Raw genomic sequence first — 18881 nt, 5'->3', positions numbered from 1 at the left:
ACCGGGCGTGCTGAATTTCTGAATTCATCATGATCTTTCCGTGACCTGAATTTTCTTTGAAGGCATCGCCATAGCATGCGCGCCGCGAGGTGCGGTCGGTGTCGTTTTTCGATGCATGAAAACGCCTCGTGAAGAGTCGTTAACCAATCAAAGATATTCAGGGAGAAACCGCATGCTCGTTGAGATTGACGAACATGGAATGATCAGCCACGCGCGGGTGAGGCATGCCCGGAGTCCGCAGATCGAAAGAGGGAAGAGGGCTGGGGCGATTACCGGGATTGTTGTGCATCAGACGGATGCAGATACTTCGGCGTCTTCGTTGAACAGTTACAAGCGGCCGAAGGCGAACGGAGCGCACTTTCTCATCGACAAGGATGGGACGATCTATCAGACGGCGGCGATTTATCAGAGGACGAATCATGTGGGGCCATTGCAGGCGAGGTGCCTGGCGATACAAAAGTGCAAGCCGCGAGATTTCCCTGCGAAGGTAGGCGCAGCCGAGATGCATCGTATTGAAATGCTCAAGGCGCCTGCCGATCGATATCCGAGCAATATGGAGGCTATCGGGATCGAGCTGGTCGGAAGAGCCAAGTTGCCCGCAGGGTTCAAAGCGCTCGGTGAAGAAGCAACATGGTCGCTCGACAAGATACGAGGCAAGTACGGAGTATTTGAAACGCCGACCGCGGCTCAGAATCAATCCCTTTCGTGGCTTGTCAGCGCACTCCAGGGGTCGATGCAGATCGCTGCGGATGAGGTATTCCGCCATCCCGTGGTCAGCAGGAAGAATCTGACGGAGTCGCAAGGCGCGAACTGGACCCTGTCCACCCCCAAGCCATGAACAAGACGAAGAACTCAATAAACGTCGCTACGTTAGCCGTGGCGACAGTCGCATTTTCGGTACATGCCGCCGACGTGCGCTATCCGGTCACTTATGTGAAGAAGGTGGAAATCACACACCCTTCGCATCGAAGCGCGTGGGAGAACAAAGACTTTCTGGACTGCGACGACGTTGTTTTGACCGAAGAGGATGTTTTCTACGCCTTGCGGCACATGCGCAGAATTTCATGGAAATCCTACGACCCGGAAAAAACGGACACCACTGGGTGTGAAGGAAAAACGCTCGTCACGTTCAAGAACGGGAAAATCCTTGCAATGGGCATTGAGCCGACCGGCCGAATCAGCACCGGGGAATTCGACGCAAAGATGAAGCCCACAGCGAATCCACCGAGCTTCTACGAATGCGACCCGTGCAGGCAGCGCAAGATGGCGCTTCTAAAAGATGCTCTGCATCGCGCGGACGAGCGGCGCCTCAAGCGACTTGAGGCGGAAGGAAGAATTCCTCCCGGCGAAGCGGAAGTCCGGCTGAAGAGGAGCAAGGCTGAACGCGACAAGCCCTGAGGTCCTGTCAACTCGGTTTTTCTGATAGCCCGCTGCGGTGGGCAGATCGCACCAACACTATGAAAAAGACCATCAATTTGATGACCGCAGCGGCTCTGCTCCTCGCTGTGGGAGTTTCAGCGAATGCCGCCGACAAGCGATACCCGATCGCTTATGTGCAGAAAGTGGAGATTACGGAGCCTACGCGCCGGAACATCGCATGGGAGAACAAGGACTTCCTGAATTGCGATGACGTTGTATTGACGGAGGAGGATGTTCGCTATGCCTTGCGGCATATGCGGAGAGTTTTGTGGAAAGGCTATGACCCGGAAAAAGTGGTGGACGCCACGGGATGCGAGGGCGAGGCGCTCGTTACGTTCAAGAATGGGCGGGTGCTCGCCATGGGCATCGAGCCTACTGGGCGAATCAGTGCGGCGGAATACGACCGAAAGGCAGATATTGTTTCGGGGTCCACGAGCTTCTATGAGTGCAGCCCTTGCCGGGAACGCAAGATGGCCCTCTTGAAAGATGCGCTGAACCGCGCAGACGAGCGAAGGCTCAAGAGGCTGGTGGCGGAGGGACAGCTCTCCGCCAGCGAAGCGGACCGTCGGTTGAATTGGGTGCGAGCCCGGCGCGACAAGCCCTGACATATCGACCAAGGCATTGCCTACCTCGACAACCCGCTACGGCGGGTTTTCTTTTGCCAGCTCTCAGCCGGAGACCCTCTTAATCGCCCCACGCATTAGAAACTGCAAACACCTTCCTTCCACCCCCACCAGGCGCCTCGCAGAATCTTCCGGATCCGCAAAAAAGGACCTGCGATGAGCGCCATTCTTTCCACCACCCCTGCGCAAGCCGCGCAGGCCCACGAACTCGACATCGTCCGCCAGGCCGGCCACATCGGCGCGGAGGTGCGCGGAGTGCGTCTGTCGGGCTCGCTCCGGCCCGAGGTGTTCCGCGCCATCAAGGCCGCGCTGCTGAAGCACAAGGTGCTCTTCTTCCGCGGCCAGCAGCATCTGGACGATGCGCAGCAGGAGGCCTTCGGACGCCTGTGGGGCGAGCTGGTGCCGCACCCCACCGTACCTTCGCGGGATGGCACTCAACTGCTGGAGCTCGACTCGCGCCATGGTGGCCGCGCCAATTCGTGGCACACGGACGTGACCTTCGAGGTCGCCTACCCGCAGGTTTCGATCCTGCGGGCGGTGGTGATCCCGGCCTATGGCGGCGACACGGTCTGGGCCAACACAGTGGCGGCCTACCAGAGCCTGCCTGACGATCTCAAGGCGCTGGCCGACCGGCTGCGTGCCATCCACGGTAACGACTACGACTATGCCGCCGCCCGCTCGCCGGCCGATCTGGACGAGGAGGGCACGAGGCGCTACCGCGACGTCTTCACCCGCCGCCTGCTCGAGGCCGAACATCCGGTAGTGCGCGTGCACCCCGAGACCGGGGAGCGCAGCCTCGTGCTCGGCCACTTCGTGAAGCGGCTGGCCGGTCATTCGACGCACGATTCCGGCCACCTGCTGAGCGTGCTCCAGAGCCATGTGCACCGGCTGGAGAACACGGTGCGCTGGCGTTGGACGCAGGGCGATGTCGCCATCTGGGACAACCGGGCGACGCAGCACTACGCGATCAACGACTACGGCGACCAGCATCGCGTGGTGCGCCGGGTGACCATCGCGGGCGACGTGCCGTATGGCGTGGACGGCGGGAGGAGCGTGGACCTCACGGCCCCGGCTGTGCTGCGGCCGAAGCTGCACGAGCTGCCGCCTGATCGCGCCTGAATCGATCCTTTACAACGGCTGGTTGTTAGAAATCGACTTTTCGGTTGTTTGAGCTTCGGCGCCCGGCTCCTACAGTGGTGGTTATCGCCACCAAGGCGTATCCAACGCACAACAGGAGCCTCACAGCATGTCAGTGGAAGTTGAAGAAGAAGTCATCGCCTTGCCCGAAGCACTCGAACAGGCGCGCGCCAGGGCCGCCGAGGGCAATCTGCCCTATGCGGGGGGCGTCGCGCCGCAGGAGGCCTGGGAGCTGGTCCAGAGCGGCCAGGCCGTGTTGGTCGACGTACGCTCCGGCGAGGAGCGCAAGTTCGTCGGCCACGTTCCCGGCAGCCAGCACGTGGCCTGGGCCACGGGCACGGCGCTCACGCGCAATCCGCGCTTCGTGCGCGAACTCGAGGCCAAGCTGGCGAAGGACGGCGGCAAGGAAGCCGTCGTGCTGCTGCTGTGCCGCAGCGGCAAGCGTTCCGCGCTCGCGGCCGAGGCTGCGGCAAAGGCCGGCTTCACGAACGTCTTCAACGTGCTCGAAGGCTTCGAAGGCGAGATCGATGCGCAGCAGCATCGCGGCGGTTCCGACGGCTGGCGCTTCCACAAGCTGCCCTGGGTGCAGGACTGAGCCCGCACCCCACACGATATTTCTCCGGGAGGAACCATAGATGGCCCATTTCGAGGTGAGCGACATCGTGCGCGCACTGCATGGCGTGCGCGACGAGTGGCGCGATTCGCAGCGGCGCTCGCGCGAGCCCGGCGCTCGCGAATTTCCGTCGCGAGATGCGCTCGCGCAGATCGTGGAGTCGCTCAAGGGCGCGCTCTTTCCGATGCGGCTCGGCCCGCCGGACCTGCGCCACGAGAGCGAGGACTTCTACGTCGGCCATACGCTCGATGCCGCATTGCAGGCACTGCTGGTGCAGGCACGGCTGGAGCTGAATTTCAACGCGCGCCACGAGCCGCGCTCCGCGAGCGAGATCGACGACACCGCCACCGATGCCGTGCGCCGCTTCGCGAATGCGCTGCCGGGCCTGCGCCGCCTGCTCGACAGCGACGTGCTCGCCGCCTACCAGGGCGACCCGGCCGCGCGCAGCGTCGACGAGGTGCTGCTGTGCTATCCGGGCGTGCTCGCGATGATCCACCACCGCCTCGCGCACGAGCTCTACGGGCTCGGGCTGCCGCTTCTGGCGCGCATCGTGGCCGAGCTGGCGCATGCGCAGACGGGCATCGACATCCACCCGGGCGCGAAGATCGACGCAGGCTTCTTCATCGATCACGGCACGGGCGTCGTGATCGGCGAGACGGCCGTCATCGGCAAACGCGTGCGGCTGTACCAGGCCGTCACGCTCGGCGCCAAGCGCTTCCCGACCGACACCGAAGGCAACCTGCAGAAGGGCCTGCCGCGCCATCCGGTGGTGGAGGACGACGTGGTCATCTACGCCGGCGCGACCATCCTCGGGCGCGTGACGCTCGGCAAGGGCGCCGTCATCGGCGGCAACGTGTGGATCACCGACGACGTGCCGCCGGGCGCGAGCGTCACGCAGGCCAGCCTGCAGAACGCACCGAAGGCAGGTGGCGTATGAAGGCATTCGTCGAAGACTTCGGCGTGACCATCCGCCAGCTGCGCGAGGACAAGGGCTGGTCGCAGGAGGAGCTGGCCGAGCGATCCGATCTGAACCGCTCCTACGTGGGAGAGATCGAGCGCGGCCGCGTCATCCCGTCGATCGTCACCGCGCAGAAGCTGGCCACCGCGCTGGGCATCAACATGGTCGGCCTGCTCATGCGCTGCGAGCAGCTGGAGCAGTCGCGCCTTGCGCGAAGGATCAACTTGGCGGCTATAGCCTGTTGAGGGAAAACCCGTGGCCGCCGGACACTGGCGTCCACTTTTTCCTCAACCCACGGAGCCCTGATCCATGAGCGCAACAGTTGGTGGTACGACCGCCCTTGGCGACAACGCCGCAAGACAGCTAGCCAATGCCACCAAGACCGTTCCCCAACTCGAGACCATCAGCCCGCGCTGGCTGACGCACCTGCTGCAATGGGTGCCGGTGGAGGCGGGCATCTACCGCGTCAACAAGGTCAAGAACCCGGAGTCGATCAAGGTCACCTGCACCTCGCGCGAAGAAGAGAACCAGCTGCCGCGCACCTTCGTCGACTACGAGGAGAACCCGCGCGAGCATTACCTCAATGCCGTGAGCACCGTGCTCGACGTGCACACCCGCATCTCCGACCTCTACAGCAGCCCGCACGACCAGATCAAGGAGCAGCTGCGCCTGACGATCGAGACGATCAAGGAGAACCAGGAGAGCGAGCTCATCAACAACCCCGACTATGGCCTGCTGGCCCAGGTGACGGAAGAGCAGCGCATCTTCCCGCTGACCGGCGCGCCCACGCCCGACGACCTCGACGAGCTGCTGACCAAGGTGTGGAAGGAACCCGCCTTCTTCCTCACGCACCCGCTGGCCATTGCAGCCTTCGGCCGCGAGGCCACGCGCCGCGGCACGCCACCGCCCACGGTGAGCCTCTTCGGCTCGCAGTTCATCACCTGGCGCGGCATCCCGCTGATTCCGTCGAACAAGGTGCCGGTGGCCGACGGCAAGAGCAAGATCCTGCTGCTGCGCGTGGGCGACAAGCGCCAGGGTGTGGTGGGCCTCTTCCAGCCGGGGCTGTCGGGCGAGCAGGGCCCGGGGCTGTCGGTGCGCTTCATGGGCATCAACAACCACGCGATCGCGTCGTACCTGATCTCGCTGTACTGCTCGCTCGCGGTGCTGACCACCGACGCGCTGGCGGTGCTCGATGACGTCGAGATCGGCAAGTACCACGACTATCCCGACACCTACAAGTAAGCCGCTGTGAGCAGCATTCCATCGATACCGGGCGAGGCGCCGTTCGACCCGGCTGTTCTCGCGCGCATGGCCAGCGCCATGTTCTCCGCACTGCCGGGCACGCCGCCCGACTCGGTGCCCGGCGTGGCGAACGGGCTGGTGCCGGGAGCGCAGTTTCCGGCCAACGTCGCGCCCGCGGGTTCACCGCTGGCGAGCCCGGCCGGCTTCGGGCCCAGCGTGCCGGGCACGCCGATTCCACAAGGGCAGATCCCGGGCGCCAACCTGGTGCCGGCATCGCCCACGCAGGTGCCTTCGCTCGCGAACCGCGCTCCGGCGCTGGTGCCGCACGCGTTGGCGGGCAACGGCGTGCCGGACAGCGTGCTCTCGGTGGCGCCGGCCTTCGAGCCGCGCTCGGGTGGCACGGTGCAGGGCGTGCCACAGGCGAATGCGCCCGTGACACCGCAAGCAACAGCCTCGTCGTTCTACTTCCTGGACAACGGCTACGGCCATCCTTCGGCCGGTGCGACCCCCGTGGTCTTGCCCCCTCTCCCGCTTGCGGGAGAGGGCTGGGGTGAGGGGCAGCGGACGACGCAAGGTGCAGGGTTGCCCCTCACCCCAACCCTCTCCCCGGAGGGGCGAGGGAGCGAGCCGCAGTTCTACTTCGTCGACGCGGTGCGCCTGCCCAGCGGCTTCGTCACGCCGGCCAAGCCCGACCCGCGCGGCCCCGGCGCCGTGCCGCTGGCCGGCAGCGGACAGCATCCGCCCTTCGACATCCAGGCCGTGCGGCGCGACTTCCCGATCCTGCAGGAGCGGGTGAACGGCAAGCAGCTGGTGTGGTTCGACAACGCGGCCACCACGCACAAGCCGCAGTCGGTCATCGACCGCATCTCGTATTTCTACGAGCACGAGAACTCCAACATCCACCGCGCGGCGCACGAGCTGGCCGCACGCGCGACCGACGCCTACGAAGGCGCGCGCGAGCGCGTGCGCAGGTTCATCAACGCGCCCGAGGTGGAAGAGGTGATCTTCGTGCGCGGCACCACCGAGGCCATCAACCTCGTGGCCAAGAGCTGGGGCGGGCAGCACGTGGGCGAGGGCGACGAGATCGTCGTCTCGAACCTCGAGCACCACGCCAACATCGTGCCGTGGCAGCAGCTTGCCGCCGCCAAGGGCGCGAAGCTGCGCGTTATTCCGGTGGACGATTCGGGCCAGGTGCTGCTCGATGAATACCGCAAGCTGCTGAATGACCGCACGAAGATCGTCGCCGTCACGCAGGTCTCGAATGCGCTGGGCACGGTGGTGCCGGTGAAGGAGATCGTCGAGCTGGCGCACCGTGCGGGCGCGAAGGCGCTGGTCGACGGCGCGCAGTCGGTCTCGCACATGCGCGTGGACGTGCAGGACATCGGCGCCGACTTCTTCGTCTTCTCCGGCCACAAAGTGTTCGGCCCGACCGGCATCGGCGTGGTGTGGGGCAAGCGCGAAGTGCTGGAGGACATGCCCCCGTGGCAGGGCGGCGGCAACATGATTGCCGACGTGACCTTCGAGAAGACTGTGTTCCAGCCGATCCCGAACAAGTTCGAGGCCGGCACCGGCAACATCGCCGACGCCGTGGGGCTGGGCGCCGCCATCGATTACGTCAACAAGATCGGCATCGAGAACATCGCGCGCTACGAGCACGACCTGCTGGTGTACGGCATGGCGCAGCTCGGTGCGATTCCGGGCGTGCGGCTGATCGGCACGGCGGCCGACAAGGCCAGCGTGATGTCCTTCGTGCTCGACGGCTACACCACCGAGGAGGTGGGGCAGGCGCTGAACGAGGAGGGCATCGCGGTGCGCACCGGCCACCATTGCGCGCAGCCCATCCTGCGCCGCTTCGGCGTGGAGACGACGGTGCGGCCCTCGCTGGCCTTCTACAACACCTTCGACGAGATCGACCGGCTGGTGGCGGTGGTGCGGCGGCTGGCGTCGCAGCGGCGCGCGGGCTGAGGCTGGGTCAGTGCTGCGGCGCGAGGTGGCGGTCGAAGAAAGCCGCTACCTCGGCGTTGAATGCCTTGTGAAAGGCGGTTCGGTCGAAGCCGGGCGCGTCGCGGCAGATTTCGACCTTGGCGTCGAGCTGCGCCTGCGAGCACGGCGCGAGAAAACCGAAGTGCCCGGCCTTGTCGGCCACATGCCATTCGGGCGCCACGGGCAGATTGCTGCGAACGGCTGCCACGCTCTCTGGGGTGACTCCGTCGCCGCCGTAGGTGGAAGCCCAAAGCTCGATCGGAATCGTCACGTTCTTCAGGCCCCGGGCATCGAAGAGCATGCCGAGTGGATCGGCGATCACGGCCGCCTTGATGCGGGTGTCGCGCGTCAGCGGCGTGGCGAGCAGTTCCTGGAAGCCCTGCTTCATCCATTCGCACGCCTTGCCTTCGGGCTGCGTTGCGCACGGGGATGAGGGCAGTGGCGGCAGCCGTTCGAAGTCCGAATGGCTGATGGCCGCGACGATGAAGCCCGCGTCGGCGAGCGCCTGCGCCGTGTCGTGGTGACCGAGGAAGGACCCGCCGTAGCCGTGCGAGATCACGACGAGCGGCAGCCGGGCGGTGCCCGGCGGGAGGGGGCAGTCCCGCACGCCCTGGATCGTGTTGCGGCCGAGCCTGATCTCGGTGGCAGGCGCGGCGCAAGGCGTCCACACGGCGCCCTGCATCGCCGGGCCCTCCCGGTCGGCCGGGATCTCGATGGTGCTGAAGCCGGCGGCCTGGGCGAGCGCCGCCGAGAGGCACGCGGCGGCGAGGCAGAGGGGGCGGAGAAGATGGAGGAGGCGCATCCCCCGCAGTGTGCGGCGGCCCGGCACAGGCTGCTTAGCAGACTTTGCGGTCTTCGCAGGCTGGCGCGCTATGCTCTGCGGCTGTCAAACACTGTTGCTTGCCTTCGCATGTCCCTGTCCCAAGCTTCTTCTTCCGTGTCTCAGGCGGCCGACGAATCCTGCGACGTGCTGGTCGTCGGCGGCGGTCCCGCCGGATCGACCATCGCCGCACTGCTGGCGCGGCAGGGCCGCAAGGTGGTGCTGCTGGAGAAGGCGCACCACCCGCGCTTTCACATCGGCGAATCGCTGCTGCCCGCGAACGTGGAGCTGTTCGACAAGCTCGGCGTGCGTGACCAGGTCGCGAAGATCGGCATGCCGAAGTTCGGCATCGAGTTCGTCTCGCCCGAGCACGAGCACCGCAGCTATGTGGAATTCGGCGAGGGGCTGGACAAGTCGCTCGACTCGGCCTGGCAGGTGCGCCGTTCGGAGCTCGACGAGCTGCTGTTCCGCAACGCCGCCACCTGCGGCGCGCAGGCCATCGAGGGCTGCAAGGTGCGCGACGTGGCCTTCGACGCAGAAGGCGCCACGGTCAAGGCCGAGATGGACGATGGCGCAGGCCGCAGCTGGCGCGCCCGCTTCGTGGTCGACGCCACCGGCCGCGACACGCTGCTGGCCAACAAATTCCGCTGCAAGGAAAAGAACCCCGACCACAACAGCACCGCGCTCTTCGGCCACTTCACCAACGCCGAGCGGCTGGAGGGCAAGAAGGAAGGCAACATCAGCATCTGCTGGTTCCCGCACGGCTGGTTCTGGTTCATTCCGCTGGCCGACGGCACCACCAGCGTGGGCGCGGTCTGCTGGCCGTACTACCTGAAGACGCGCGACAAGCCGCTGAAGGAATTCTTCTACGACACCATCGCCACCTGCCCGGTCTTGGTGGACCGGCTGAAGAACGCCACGCTGGTCGACGACGCGGTGCATGCCACGGGCAATTTCTCGTACTCCAGCACACACGCCACGGGCGAGCGCTACCTGATGCTGGGCGATGCCTTCACCTTCATCGACCCGATGTTCTCCTCGGGCGTGTATCTCGCCATGCACAGCGCCTTCGACGGCGCCGAGCTGGTGGCGACGGCGCTCGACAAGCCGCAGCGGCTGGCCGCGGCGCGCAAGGGCTTCGAGGCGATGATGCGCAAGGGCCCGCGCGAGTACTCGTGGTTCATCTATCGCGTGACCAACCCGACCATCCGCGACATGTTCATGCACCCGGGCAACCCCTTCCGCGTGAAGGAAGGCCTGATGACGCTGCTGGCCGGCGACATCTACCGAGGCACGCCGATGCGCGGCCCCGTCGGCATGTTCAAGGTGCTGTACTACCTGATCTCGATCGGCAACATGCGCCGCACCTGGGAAGGCTGGAAGCGCCACCGCTTCAACATCCGCGACATGGGGATGCTGAAGGGCGAGACGATCCTCAAGTCGGACTGAGCGACAGGGCCAGTGCCACCGCATGCGCGGTGCCCGGCGCGGGGCTGCTGAGCACGTCGATGGGGAGGTCGGCGAGCGCGTCGGCCACCGGGGCCATCGAGGCCTGGGCGAGCACGATGACGTCGGCTTCGGCAGATGCCGCCCGGATCGAGGAGGCCAGCGTCCCGATGTAGCGCGCGTTGTCTCCGGCTTCGAAATGCGGCCACGCGTCCTCTACGAACAGCAAGGCCGGTCGCACCGCGACACCAGCTTCCTCCGCTGCGGAAAGAACCAGCGCCTGCGTCGGCGCCAGCGTGCTTTCGAGCGCCGCCGCGATCAGCACACGAGGTCCGGTGCGCACTGCCTGGTCGGCCATGGCCCGGTCGATGCGCAAGGCCCTGAACGCATCGCCGGTCGGCGTGCGTTCCGCGATGGCGCCGATGGTCGAGCAGGTGCACACCACGACCTTCGCACCGCCCGAGGCGGCTTCGTGCATGGCCTCGTGGACACGGGCAATGAGCCCGGCGTCGTCGACGCCGGTGATGCGCGCGTCGGCCAGCAACTCTTCGCGCACCAGGTGCCGCGCGCGCAGCCCGGGCGCGTTCTCGCGCACCAGCCGCTCGAAGGTCGGCACATGTACCTGCGCCGTGTGAAGGAAGGCCAGTGCTTCTCTCATGAGCCCGTCAGGCTGCAGCAGCAGCCTCGCGGGCGCGACGTGCCTCGTAGGCCTTGAGGTGCACGTAAGCGGTGCGCAGCACGGTGGGCACCGTCGCATTGCCGGGCGCAGCGCGGCTCAGCAGGTCGCCGACGATGTGATCGGCTTCCACGGCTGCGCCGCGCGCCATGTCCTTGTACATTGACGCCGTCATCGGCGAGCCGGCGGCCGTGATGATGGTTCGGCCGCGCTGCACGGCGGCGGGGCGTGGCGCGAAGCCATTGTGGGTGGCGATGGCGCAGCACTCGTCGAAGATCGACAGCGCCACGTCCTGCCCGCCGGCGGCCACGATGTCGCCGATGGAGGCGTGCATCAGGCTGGTGAGGCCGGCGGCCGAGGCGATGAAGACCCACTTTTCCCACATGTCCTGCGAGATGTTCTCGCTGGCCGTGGCATCGAACTTCGCGCCGGCGAACTGCGCCGCGATGGCGTCGACCCGCGCCGAGCGGCCGCCCGCACGCTCGCCGAAGCTCAGGCCGTGCATGTCGTTGAGGTGCAGCACGCGGCCTTCGTCGTCGAGGGTGGCGGAGATCATGCACAGGCCGCCCAGCACGCGCTCGCTGCCGAAGCGTTCGGCCAGCTGGTCAATGTGGCTCATGCCGTTGAGCAGGGGGAGGATCACGGTGTCAGGGCCGACTGCCGGCGCGAAGGAGTCCATGGTCGAGTCGAGGTCGTAGGCCTTGCTGCCGACCACGATCACGTCGTAGGGGCCGTCGATGCCATCGGCCAGCACGTGTTTCGGCGAGGGCAGCTGCAGGTTGCCGAAGGGGCTCTGCACCACCAGCCCGGTCTTCGCGAGCTGTGCCGCGCGGCGCGGGCGCAGCAGGAAGGTGACGTCGCGTCCCGCCTCCAGCAGACGGCCGCCGAAATAACCACCGAGTGCGCCGGCACCCACCACCAGAAATCTCATCGCGCTTCGCTCCTGTATCCGATAGAGAAAAAGACCGGCCGCGATGATGCCCGGGATCGCCGGAGCCTGCTTCAGGCCGGCGCCTTCTCCAGCAGCCGGCGGCGGGCAAAGGGCGAGAGGTCGAGCGCGCCCGGGCGGCCCAGCACATGATCCGCGATGGCGTCGCCCAGCCCGGCCGAGTGCTTGAAGCCGTGGCCCGAGCAGGCCGAGACGACGAGCAGGCTGGGCATGCCGTCGAGCGCGTCGATCACGAAGCGGCGGTCGGGCGTCACCGTGTACATGCAGGCGCGCGCCTTGACGGCGCGGCCGTCGATCTGCGGGAAGCGGCCGGCCACGCGCTCGCGGTACATGGCGGCGCTTTCCTCGGCGCTCACGCTGCGGTCAATGGTCCCGGGCGTGGTGGCGGCCACGTACTGCTCGGTCGCCACCTTGAGCGCGGGCTGCGCGGGGTCGGAGGCGGGGAAGCCGTACATGTAGTCTTCGGGCCCGTCGCCGAACATCCAGATGAAGATGGGAAAGCGCCCCGGCGCGAAGTCGGCGGCGGCGCTGCCGGTGTCGAACCAGTGCATCACCTGGCGGTGCACGGAGAAATCGGCCTGCCAGTCGGCGCGCGCCTGTGCGCCGAGGAAGGCGGGCAGCCACGCGCCGGCAGCGACCACGACGCGGTCGGCCGTGAAGCTTGCGGTGGCTGTGCGTACGCGCAGGATGTCGCCGTTGCCCACGGGCTCGACGGCTTCCACGCGTTCGCCGGTGCGTGTTTCGGCGCCCGAGGCGCGGGCCACGCCGAGCTGGGCGCCGATGGCGTCCTCGGGCCGAACGAAGCCGGACTCGTGCTCGAAGTAGCCGATCTCATTGCCCTGCAGGTTGAACTGCGGAAAGCGCGCGCGGATGCCTGCCGCGTCGAGCACTTCATGCGCGATGCCGAAGCGCTCGGCGCAGGCGATCGTGCGGCGCACGAAGTCGGACTTGCCGTGGTGCTCGGCCACGCGGTCGCGCGGCGCGAGGATCAGGCCGCCGGTGGTGGTCATCAGCGGCTTGCCGGTGCGTGCTTCGAGCTCGCGCCAGATGGCGTGCGAGCGCTGCACGAAAGGCACGTATTCGTCGCCTTCGCCCACGGCCAGCCGGGTGATGCGGGAGTCGCCGTGCGAGGAGCCCTGGTCATGGGGCGGCGCGAACTGGTCGATGCCCAGCACGCGGGCGCCGCGCTGCGAGAGCTGGTAGAGCGTGGCGGCGCCGAGCGCGCCGAGGCCGACGACGATGACGTCGTAGTGAGAGGATGACTGGGTCACTGATGCGTCCTGCGCTTCGATGGGTTTGGAAGGGAGCGCATCATCTTGCCGCCGTTCGCCCGGCATCGCATGAACTTTTCCAGAAAAGGTCTTGGACGCTTCGCATAATCGCGTTCGTCATTCCGACCCCCTCAAACAAGGAGCTTCACCCATGGCCCAGACCCGCATCGCCGTCATCGTCGGCAGCCTGCGCAAGGATTCGTTCAACCACAAGCTGGCCCTCGCGCTGGCGCACCTCGCGCCCTCGGACTTCACCTTCGAAACCCTGCGCATCGACGACCTGCCGTTGTACAACCAGGACGACGATGGCAACCAGTCCGCGCCGGTGAAGCGCCTGAAGACCGAGATCGCGGCGGCCGACGGCCTGCTGTTCGTCACGCCCGAATACAACCGCTCGATTCCCGGCGTGCTGAAGAACGCCATCGACCAGGCCTCGCGCCCCTATGGCCAGAGCGCCTGGGCCGGCAAGCCGGCCGGCGTGGTCGGCGTCTCGGTCGGCGCCATCGGCACCGCGCTGGCGCAGCAGCACCTGCGCAACATCCTGGCCTACCTCGACGTACCTACGCTGGGCGCGCCCGAAGTGTTCCTGCAGGCCAAGGACGACCTGTTCGACGACAAGGGCCACATCGGCAACGAAGGCTCGAAGAAATTCCTGCAGGGCTGGATGGACAAGTACGTGGCGTGGGTGAAGAGCCACGCGGCCTGAGATTCCGCGCCAGCCGGAACGAAAAAACCGCCCATCGGGCGGTTTTTTCATGGTGCGATGCGAAACGTGCTCAGGCAGCCTGCGCGACGTTCTTCTGGTTCGCGGCTTCCGCCGTCGCCACCAGGATGTCGGCGCGGGCGGCCGCCAGGGCGCTGTTGCGGGCTTCGTCGCCCATCGCCACGCCCTCGGCGCGCACGATGCGCACGTCGGTGATGCCGAAGAAGCCGAAGATTGCCTTGAGGTAGCTTTCCTGGTGTTCCATGGCCTGGCCGCCTTCGCTGGTCGAATAGACGCCGCCGCGGCTGGAGGCCACGATGATGGTCTTGCCGCCGGCCAGGCCCACGGGGCCCTTGTCGGTGTACTTGAAGGTGCGGCCGACCTGTCCCAGGCGGTCGATCCAGGCCTTGAGCTGCGTCGGGATCGAGAAGTTGTAGAACGGCGTGCCGATGACGACCACGTCCGAGGCCAGGAACTGGCTCACGAGCTTTTCGGACAGGGCGTTCTCGCGCACCTGGGCTTCGGTGGGCTGGGCCTGCACACCGATCTTGATGCCCAGCGCGTCGGCACCGAAGTGCGAGGGGGCATCCACGGCCAGGTCGAGGTACTCGACGGTGGTGTCGGGATGGGCGGCACGCCATGCGGTCACGATCTCGGCCGAGAGCAGGCGCGAGGTCGAGTTGGTGCCGAGGATGCTGGAGTCGATGTGGAGCAGCTTCATTTCAATCAATCACTTTCCGTGTTGGCTGTCGGCACTCAAATCGGCCGGCGATGGTGTAATTCTATTTTTGGGTCGAGTTACCGATAAGTAGCCAAAAATTACATAGATTGTTCTGATTGCAGGACAATGGCCGCCATGCAGGACCTCAACGACATGGTTTTCTTCGCCGAAGTGGCCGAGCGCGGCGGCTTCGCGGCCGCCAGCCGGGCGCTGGGCATTCCCAAGTCGCGCCTCTCGCGCCGCGTGGCGGAGCTCGAGGACCGGCTCGGAGTGCAGCTCATGCAGCGCAGCACCCGGCGTCTGTCGCTCACGCCGGCCGGCGAGATCTACCTGCGGCACGCCTCTGCCATGCGCGACGCGGCGCAGGCGGCGGCCGAGGCGGTGGCGCAGGTGCAGACGGAGCCCAGCGGGCTGGTTCGGCTGAGCTGCCCGGTCACCATCGCGCACAGCGGGCTGGCGCAGCTCATGCCGGTGTTCATGGAGCGCTATCCGGCGGTGCGCATCGACATGAAGGTGATCAACCGGCCAGTCGACCTGATCGAGGAGGGCATCGACATCGCGCTGCGCGTGCGCCCCGTCATCGAAGACAGCACTGTGCTGGTGGCCAAGACCTTCGGCTACAGCCGCGGCGTGCTGGTGGCAAGCCCGGCGCTGCTGGCCCGGCACGGGCCGGTGCAAACGGTGGCCGACCTGGGCAAGCTGCCGACGGCGGCCATGTCGGTCAACGGGGAAGGGCGCAGCGACTGGCGGCTGGAAGGCCCGAACGGCGAGAGCCTTGTCCATTCGCACACGCCCCAGTACGTGGCCGACGATCTCGCCACGCTGCAGTTCGGCGCGCTGGGCGGCATCGGCGCGACCATGCTGCCTGACTATATGTGCCGTGCCGATGTGGAAGCGGGCCGCCTGGTGCGGTTGCTGCCGGGCTGGGGGCCGCCGCCGGTGGTCGCGCACATGGTGTTTCCGGCGCGGCGGGCGCTGGTGCCGGCGGTGCGCAAGCTGATCGATTACCTGATGGAACACCTGCAGAACGAGGACATGCGGATGTTCTAGGTCAGGGGCGGATTCGGGGTCGGATTGCCTTCGTTATGCGGAAAACGTCATATCCAAACAAGCAGATATTCGTTTGGCATTGAAGCAAGGATTCGCACAATCCACGACTCCCATCCCATCCAGGAGCGACCATGGCTACTCTGCGTCTAGGCGACACCGCCCCCAATTTCACCCAGGATTCCAGCGAAGGCCCCATCGACTTCTACCAGTGGGCCGGCGATTCGTGGGTCGTGTTCTTCTCGCACCCCGCCGACTTCACGCCCGTGTGCACCACCGAACTGGGCAAGACCGCGGCGCTGTCGGGCGAATTCGCCAAGCGCGGCGTGAAGCCCATCGCGCTGAGCGTGGACCCGGCCACCAAGCACAAGGAATGGATCGGGGACATCAACGACACGCAGAACACCACGGTCAACTTCCCCATCATCGCGGACGCGGACCGCAAGGTGGCCGACCTGTACGACCTGATCCACCCGAACGCATCGGCCACGGCCACCGTTCGCAGCGTGTTCATCATCGACCCGAAGAAGATCGTCCGCACCACCATCACCTACCCGGCGTCCACCGGCCGCAACTTCGACGAGATCCTGCGCGTCATCGACTCGCTGCAGCTCACCGACAGCCACAAGGTCGCCACGCCGGTGAACTGGAAGGACGGAGACGACGTGGTCATCATCCCGGCCATTCAAGACCCGGCCGAGCTCGCCGAGCGCTTCCCTAAGGGCTTCAAGGCCGTGCGCCCGTACCTGCGCATCACGCCGCAGCCGAACAAGTAAGCGGGCAGGGCAGCTCAGTCATGCAGACGCGCGTCGTCATCGTGCCTGGTTGGCGCGACTCCGGCCCTGGCCATTGGCAGAGCCTGTGGGAAGAGCGCATTCCGGGCGCAGCACGCGTGGTGCAGGACGACTGGGCCTCGCCCAAGCGCGAAGCCTGGGTGCCGGCGCTCGCGAAGCTGGTGCTCGAACAACCCGGCCCGGTGGTGATCGCCGCGCACAGCCTGGGCTGCATCGCCACGGCGCACCTGCCGGCCGAGGCGGCTGCCCGCATCCGCGGCGCGCTGCTGGTGGCGCCGGCCGACCCCGAGCGCCGCGCCGTTCTCTCCGATTTCGCGCCCGTGCCTTATGCCGCGCTGCCGTACCGCAGCATCGTGGTGGCCAGCAGCAACGATCCGTACTGTCCGATCCGCCTTGCGGGCGCCTATTCGCGCGCCTGGGGCAGCGAGTTCGTGCGGATGCAGAATGCGGGCCACATCAACATCGATTCGGGGCATGGGGACTGGCCGCTGGGCCTTGCCTTGCTCCAGTCGCTGACCGACGAGCCCGCCGCCTGGTCGGCGGGCCGTGAATTTTCAGAAAACCTGGCAACCACATGACTTCCAGAATCAAGACCTTCGTCGCCGTGCTCGCGCTGGCGTCCTCCGCACTCGCCGGCAGCACCGCCTTCGCCCAGGGCACCGGGCTGCTGAACGCCTCCTACGACGTGGCGCGCGAGTTCTACAAGGACTACAACGCGGCCTTCGTGGCGCACTACAAGAAGGCCACCGGCAAGGACGTGAAGATCGACCAGTCGCACGGCGGCTCCAGCGCGCAGGCCCGCGCGGTGGCCGACGGCCTCGATGCCGACGTGGTGACGATGAACACCTCCACCGACATCGACTTCCTCGCCAACGCCGGCGTGGTCGCGAAGGACTGGAACAAGAAATTCCCCGAGAACGCATCGCCGACCACGTCGACCATGCTGTTCCTGGTGCGCAACGGCAACCCCAAGGGCATCAAGGACTGGGACGACCTGGTCAAGCCCGGCGTGCAGGTCGTGATCGTCAACCCCAAGACCGGCGGCAACGGCCGCTACGCCTACCTGGCAGCCTGGGGCTACATCAAGAAGAAGGGCGGCACCGACGCCCAGGCCGCCGAGTTCGTCGGCAAGCTGTTCAAGAACGTGCCGGTGCTGGCGCGCGGCGGCCGCGATGCGACCACCGCCTTCCTGCAGCGCAACATCGGCGACGCGTTGATCACCTTCGAGTCGGAAGTGGTCTCCATCGACCGCGAATTCGGCACCGGCAAGGTCGACTCGGTCTACCCGTCGATCAGCATCGTGGCCGAGAACCCGGTGGCCGTGGTCGAGCGCACCGTCAACAAGAAGGGCACCGGCGAACTCGCCAAGGCGTACCTCGACTGGTTGTATTCCGAGGAAGCCCAGGAAATCGCCGCCAAGCACGCGCTGCGTCCGCGCTCGCAGACGGTGCTCAAGAAGTACGCCTCGACCTTCAAGCCGCTGCAGCTCTTCACGGTGCAGGAACTCTTCGGCAGCCTCGGCGAAGCGCAGAAGGTGCACTTCAACGACGGCGGCCAGTTCGACAAGCTCTACACGCCCGGCGCGAAGTAAATGAGCGGCGCTGTGACTTCGGCGCTCCCGTCGGCGGGAGCGCCTTTTTCTCGTGCCAACCGGGCAGGCGGCGCCAAGCGCGTGCTGCCCGGTTTCCACATCACGCTGGGCTTCTCGATTCTTTATCTGAGCCTGATCGTGCTGATCCCGCTGTCGGCGCTGGTCTTCAAGACCTTCACGCTGAGCTGGGAGCAATTCTGGGTTGCCGTGACCGCGCCACGCGTGATGGCTTCCTACCGGCTGACCTTCGGCGCATCGCTGATCGCCGCCATCGTGAACGCGGTGTTCGGTCTGCTGGTGGCCTGGGTGCTGGTGCGCTACAAGTTTCCGGGCAAGCGCATCGTCGATGCGCTGGTCGACCTGCCTTTCGCGCTGCCCACGGCCGTTGCCGGTATCTCGCTGACCGCGCTGCTCGCGGGCAACGGCTGGATCGGCCAGCTGCTGGAGCCGCACGGCATCAAGCTGGCGTTCACGCCGGCGGGCGTTGTGATCGCGCTGATCTTCATCGGGCTGCCCTTCGTGGTGCGCACGGTGCAGCCGGTGCTGGAAGACGCCGAGAAGGAACTGGAAGAAGCCGCCACCTCGTTGGGTGCGACGCGTCTGCAGACCTTCACCAGGGTGATCTTCCCGTCCATCGCGCCGGCGCTGCTGACGGGCTTTGCCATGGCTTTCGCCCGAGCGATCGGTGAATACGGCTCGGTGATCTTCATCGCGGGCAACATGCCGATGATCTCGGAGATCACGCCGCTCATCATCATCGGCAAGCTGGAGCAGTACGACTACGCGGGCGCCACCGCTGTCGCGCTGGTGATGCTGGTCATTTCCTTCGTGCTGCTGCTGGTCATCAACGGTCTGCAGGCATGGCAACGCCGCCGTTCGGGGAGCTGA

The 18881-nt window shown here is 66.3% G+C and carries 21 protein-coding genes; 16 read left to right on the top strand and 5 right to left on the bottom strand.

Going from position 1 to position 18881, the window contains the following annotated elements; translation table 11 throughout:
* Positions 1-172: 172 nt before the first annotated feature.
* From AC1VNX_RS18555 to AC1VNX_RS18515, 9 genes are all read left to right on the top strand, one after another.
* Positions 173-838, top strand: coding sequence for a peptidoglycan recognition protein family protein (locus AC1VNX_RS18555; protein ID WP_483158210.1), 666 nt, complete (start codon positions 173-175; stop codon positions 836-838).
* A complete protein-coding gene (locus AC1VNX_RS18550) occupies positions 835-1398 on the top strand; it encodes a hypothetical protein (RefSeq protein WP_483158208.1) in 564 nt (187 codons plus the stop codon). The genes AC1VNX_RS18555 and AC1VNX_RS18550 overlap by 4 nt, the downstream gene beginning before the upstream one ends.
* A 59-nt stretch (positions 1399-1457) precedes the next feature.
* Positions 1458-2024 carry a hypothetical protein gene (locus AC1VNX_RS18545; protein WP_483158206.1) on the top strand — a complete coding sequence of 189 codons (567 nt, stop codon included), beginning with the start codon at positions 1458-1460 and terminating at the stop codon, positions 2022-2024.
* Positions 2025-2198: 174 nt separating this feature from the next.
* A complete protein-coding gene (locus AC1VNX_RS18540) occupies positions 2199-3161 on the top strand; it encodes a TauD/TfdA dioxygenase family protein (protein ID WP_483158205.1) in 963 nt (320 codons plus the stop codon).
* 127 nt (positions 3162-3288) lie between these two features.
* Positions 3289-3774, top strand: coding sequence for a rhodanese-like domain-containing protein (locus tag AC1VNX_RS18535; protein WP_483158203.1), 486 nt, complete (start codon positions 3289-3291; stop codon positions 3772-3774).
* A gap of 40 nt (positions 3775-3814) precedes the next feature.
* Entirely contained in the window at positions 3815-4729 is a 915-nt protein-coding gene (epsC, locus tag AC1VNX_RS18530) for a serine O-acetyltransferase EpsC (protein WP_483158201.1), read from the top strand.
* Complete coding sequence (locus AC1VNX_RS18525) at positions 4726-4995, top strand: helix-turn-helix domain-containing protein (RefSeq protein WP_418131785.1); 270 nt, start codon at positions 4726-4728, stop codon at positions 4993-4995. The genes epsC and AC1VNX_RS18525 overlap by 4 nt, the downstream gene beginning before the upstream one ends.
* Before the next feature lie 64 nt (positions 4996-5059).
* Entirely contained in the window at positions 5060-5992 is a 933-nt protein-coding gene (locus AC1VNX_RS18520; RefSeq protein ID WP_106934382.1) for a family 2A encapsulin nanocompartment shell protein, read from the top strand.
* Between the two features lie 66 nt (positions 5993-6058).
* Positions 6059-7957, top strand: coding sequence for a family 2A encapsulin nanocompartment cargo protein cysteine desulfurase (locus AC1VNX_RS18515; protein WP_483161982.1), 1899 nt, complete (start codon positions 6059-6061; stop codon positions 7955-7957).
* Between the two features lie 7 nt (positions 7958-7964).
* Here the strand turns inward: AC1VNX_RS18515 and AC1VNX_RS18510 are convergent, their stop codons facing one another.
* Positions 7965-8777, bottom strand: coding sequence for an alpha/beta hydrolase family protein (locus AC1VNX_RS18510; protein WP_483158198.1), 813 nt, complete (start codon positions 8775-8777; stop codon positions 7965-7967).
* 108 nt (positions 8778-8885) lie between these two features.
* Here AC1VNX_RS18510 and AC1VNX_RS18505 point away from each other — a divergent pair, with 108 nt between their 5' ends.
* On the top strand, positions 8886-10244 hold the full coding sequence (locus AC1VNX_RS18505) for an NAD(P)/FAD-dependent oxidoreductase (RefSeq protein ID WP_483158196.1): 1359 nt from the start codon (positions 8886-8888) through the stop codon (positions 10242-10244).
* Here the strand turns inward: AC1VNX_RS18505 and AC1VNX_RS18500 are convergent.
* The 3 genes from AC1VNX_RS18500 to solA all read right to left on the bottom strand — a co-directional run bounded on the left by AC1VNX_RS18500 (position 10231) and on the right by solA (position 13137).
* Positions 10231-10899 carry an Asp/Glu/hydantoin racemase gene (locus AC1VNX_RS18500; protein WP_483158194.1) on the bottom strand — a complete coding sequence of 223 codons (669 nt, stop codon included), beginning with the start codon at positions 10897-10899 and terminating at the stop codon, positions 10231-10233. The two genes, AC1VNX_RS18505 and AC1VNX_RS18500, sit on opposite strands and share 14 nt — an antisense overlap.
* Before the next feature lie 7 nt (positions 10900-10906).
* Positions 10907-11848, bottom strand: coding sequence for a 2-dehydropantoate 2-reductase (gene panE / locus AC1VNX_RS18495; RefSeq protein ID WP_483158192.1), 942 nt, complete (start codon positions 11846-11848; stop codon positions 10907-10909).
* 71 nt (positions 11849-11919) lie between these two features.
* Entirely contained in the window at positions 11920-13137 is a 1218-nt protein-coding gene (solA, locus tag AC1VNX_RS18490) for an N-methyl-L-tryptophan oxidase (RefSeq protein ID WP_483158190.1), read from the bottom strand.
* 151 nt (positions 13138-13288) lie between these two features.
* Here solA and AC1VNX_RS18485 point away from each other — a divergent pair, with 151 nt between their 5' ends.
* Complete coding sequence (locus AC1VNX_RS18485) at positions 13289-13843, top strand: NADPH-dependent FMN reductase (RefSeq protein WP_483158188.1); 555 nt, start codon at positions 13289-13291, stop codon at positions 13841-13843.
* 70 nt (positions 13844-13913) lie between these two features.
* On the opposite strand, the gene AC1VNX_RS18480 is transcribed toward AC1VNX_RS18485, so the two are convergent.
* Positions 13914-14561 (bottom strand): FMN-dependent NADH-azoreductase, encoded by a 648-nt coding sequence (locus tag AC1VNX_RS18480; protein ID WP_483158185.1) that lies wholly within the window; start codon positions 14559-14561, stop codon positions 13914-13916.
* A 135-nt stretch (positions 14562-14696) separates the two neighbouring features.
* Between AC1VNX_RS18480 and AC1VNX_RS18475 the strand changes: the two genes are divergently transcribed.
* The 5 genes from AC1VNX_RS18475 (at position 14697) to cysT (ending at position 18881) form a co-directional block, all read left to right on the top strand.
* On the top strand, positions 14697-15611 hold the full coding sequence (locus tag AC1VNX_RS18475; RefSeq protein ID WP_483158183.1) for a LysR family transcriptional regulator: 915 nt from the start codon (positions 14697-14699) through the stop codon (positions 15609-15611).
* 131 nt (positions 15612-15742) lie between these two features.
* Positions 15743-16384 carry a peroxiredoxin gene (locus AC1VNX_RS18470; protein ID WP_483158181.1) on the top strand — a complete coding sequence of 214 codons (642 nt, stop codon included), beginning with the start codon at positions 15743-15745 and terminating at the stop codon, positions 16382-16384.
* Between the two features lie 20 nt (positions 16385-16404).
* The gene (locus AC1VNX_RS18465) at positions 16405-16980 is read left to right on the top strand and encodes an RBBP9/YdeN family alpha/beta hydrolase (RefSeq protein ID WP_483158179.1); all 576 of its coding nucleotides are present in this window, start codon (positions 16405-16407) and stop codon (positions 16978-16980) included.
* Positions 16977-17993 carry a sulfate ABC transporter substrate-binding protein gene (locus tag AC1VNX_RS18460; RefSeq protein WP_483158177.1) on the top strand — a complete coding sequence of 339 codons (1017 nt, stop codon included), beginning with the start codon at positions 16977-16979 and terminating at the stop codon, positions 17991-17993. Before AC1VNX_RS18465 ends, AC1VNX_RS18460 begins: the two co-directional genes overlap by 4 nt.
* Positions 17994-18881, top strand: a complete 888-nt coding sequence (cysT, locus tag AC1VNX_RS18455) for a sulfate ABC transporter permease subunit CysT (RefSeq protein WP_483158174.1) — start codon at positions 17994-17996, stop codon at positions 18879-18881.

The sequence above is a fragment of the Variovorax sp. TLI9-5A genome (assembly GCF_056867935.1).
Note: the sequence above shows the minus strand (reverse complement) of the source record. Positions and strands in the feature narration are given on the sequence as shown.

Coding starts and splice junctions, on each gene's coding strand:
- AC1VNX_RS18480 (WP_483158185.1), bottom strand. CDS start 14,561: ATGAAGCTGCTCCACATCGACTCCAGCATCCTCGGCACCAACTCGACC.
- AC1VNX_RS18540 (WP_483158205.1), top strand. CDS start 2,199: ATGAGCGCCATTCTTTCCACCACCCCTGCGCAAGCCGCGCAGGCCCAC.
- AC1VNX_RS18465 (WP_483158179.1), top strand. CDS start 16,405: ATGCAGACGCGCGTCGTCATCGTGCCTGGTTGGCGCGACTCCGGCCCT.
- AC1VNX_RS18535 (WP_483158203.1), top strand. CDS start 3,289: ATGTCAGTGGAAGTTGAAGAAGAAGTCATCGCCTTGCCCGAAGCACTC.
- AC1VNX_RS18520 (WP_106934382.1), top strand. CDS start 5,060: ATGAGCGCAACAGTTGGTGGTACGACCGCCCTTGGCGACAACGCCGCA.
- AC1VNX_RS18515 (WP_483161982.1), top strand. CDS start 6,059: ATGGCCAGCGCCATGTTCTCCGCACTGCCGGGCACGCCGCCCGACTCG.
- epsC (WP_483158201.1), top strand. CDS start 3,815: ATGGCCCATTTCGAGGTGAGCGACATCGTGCGCGCACTGCATGGCGTG.
- AC1VNX_RS18505 (WP_483158196.1), top strand. CDS start 8,886: ATGTCCCTGTCCCAAGCTTCTTCTTCCGTGTCTCAGGCGGCCGACGAA.
- AC1VNX_RS18510 (WP_483158198.1), bottom strand. CDS start 8,777: ATGCGCCTCCTCCATCTTCTCCGCCCCCTCTGCCTCGCCGCCGCGTGC.
- AC1VNX_RS18460 (WP_483158177.1), top strand. CDS start 16,977: ATGACTTCCAGAATCAAGACCTTCGTCGCCGTGCTCGCGCTGGCGTCC.
- AC1VNX_RS18485 (WP_483158188.1), top strand. CDS start 13,289: ATGGCCCAGACCCGCATCGCCGTCATCGTCGGCAGCCTGCGCAAGGAT.
- AC1VNX_RS18470 (WP_483158181.1), top strand. CDS start 15,743: ATGGCTACTCTGCGTCTAGGCGACACCGCCCCCAATTTCACCCAGGAT.
- AC1VNX_RS18555 (WP_483158210.1), top strand. CDS start 173: ATGCTCGTTGAGATTGACGAACATGGAATGATCAGCCACGCGCGGGTG.
- cysT (WP_483158174.1), top strand. CDS start 17,994: ATGAGCGGCGCTGTGACTTCGGCGCTCCCGTCGGCGGGAGCGCCTTTT.
- AC1VNX_RS18475 (WP_483158183.1), top strand. CDS start 14,697: ATGCAGGACCTCAACGACATGGTTTTCTTCGCCGAAGTGGCCGAGCGC.
- AC1VNX_RS18525 (WP_418131785.1), top strand. CDS start 4,726: ATGAAGGCATTCGTCGAAGACTTCGGCGTGACCATCCGCCAGCTGCGC.
- AC1VNX_RS18500 (WP_483158194.1), bottom strand. CDS start 10,899: ATGAGAGAAGCACTGGCCTTCCTTCACACGGCGCAGGTACATGTGCCG.
- AC1VNX_RS18545 (WP_483158206.1), top strand. CDS start 1,458: ATGAAAAAGACCATCAATTTGATGACCGCAGCGGCTCTGCTCCTCGCT.
- panE (WP_483158192.1), bottom strand. CDS start 11,848: ATGAGATTTCTGGTGGTGGGTGCCGGCGCACTCGGTGGTTATTTCGGC.
- AC1VNX_RS18550 (WP_483158208.1), top strand. CDS start 835: ATGAACAAGACGAAGAACTCAATAAACGTCGCTACGTTAGCCGTGGCG.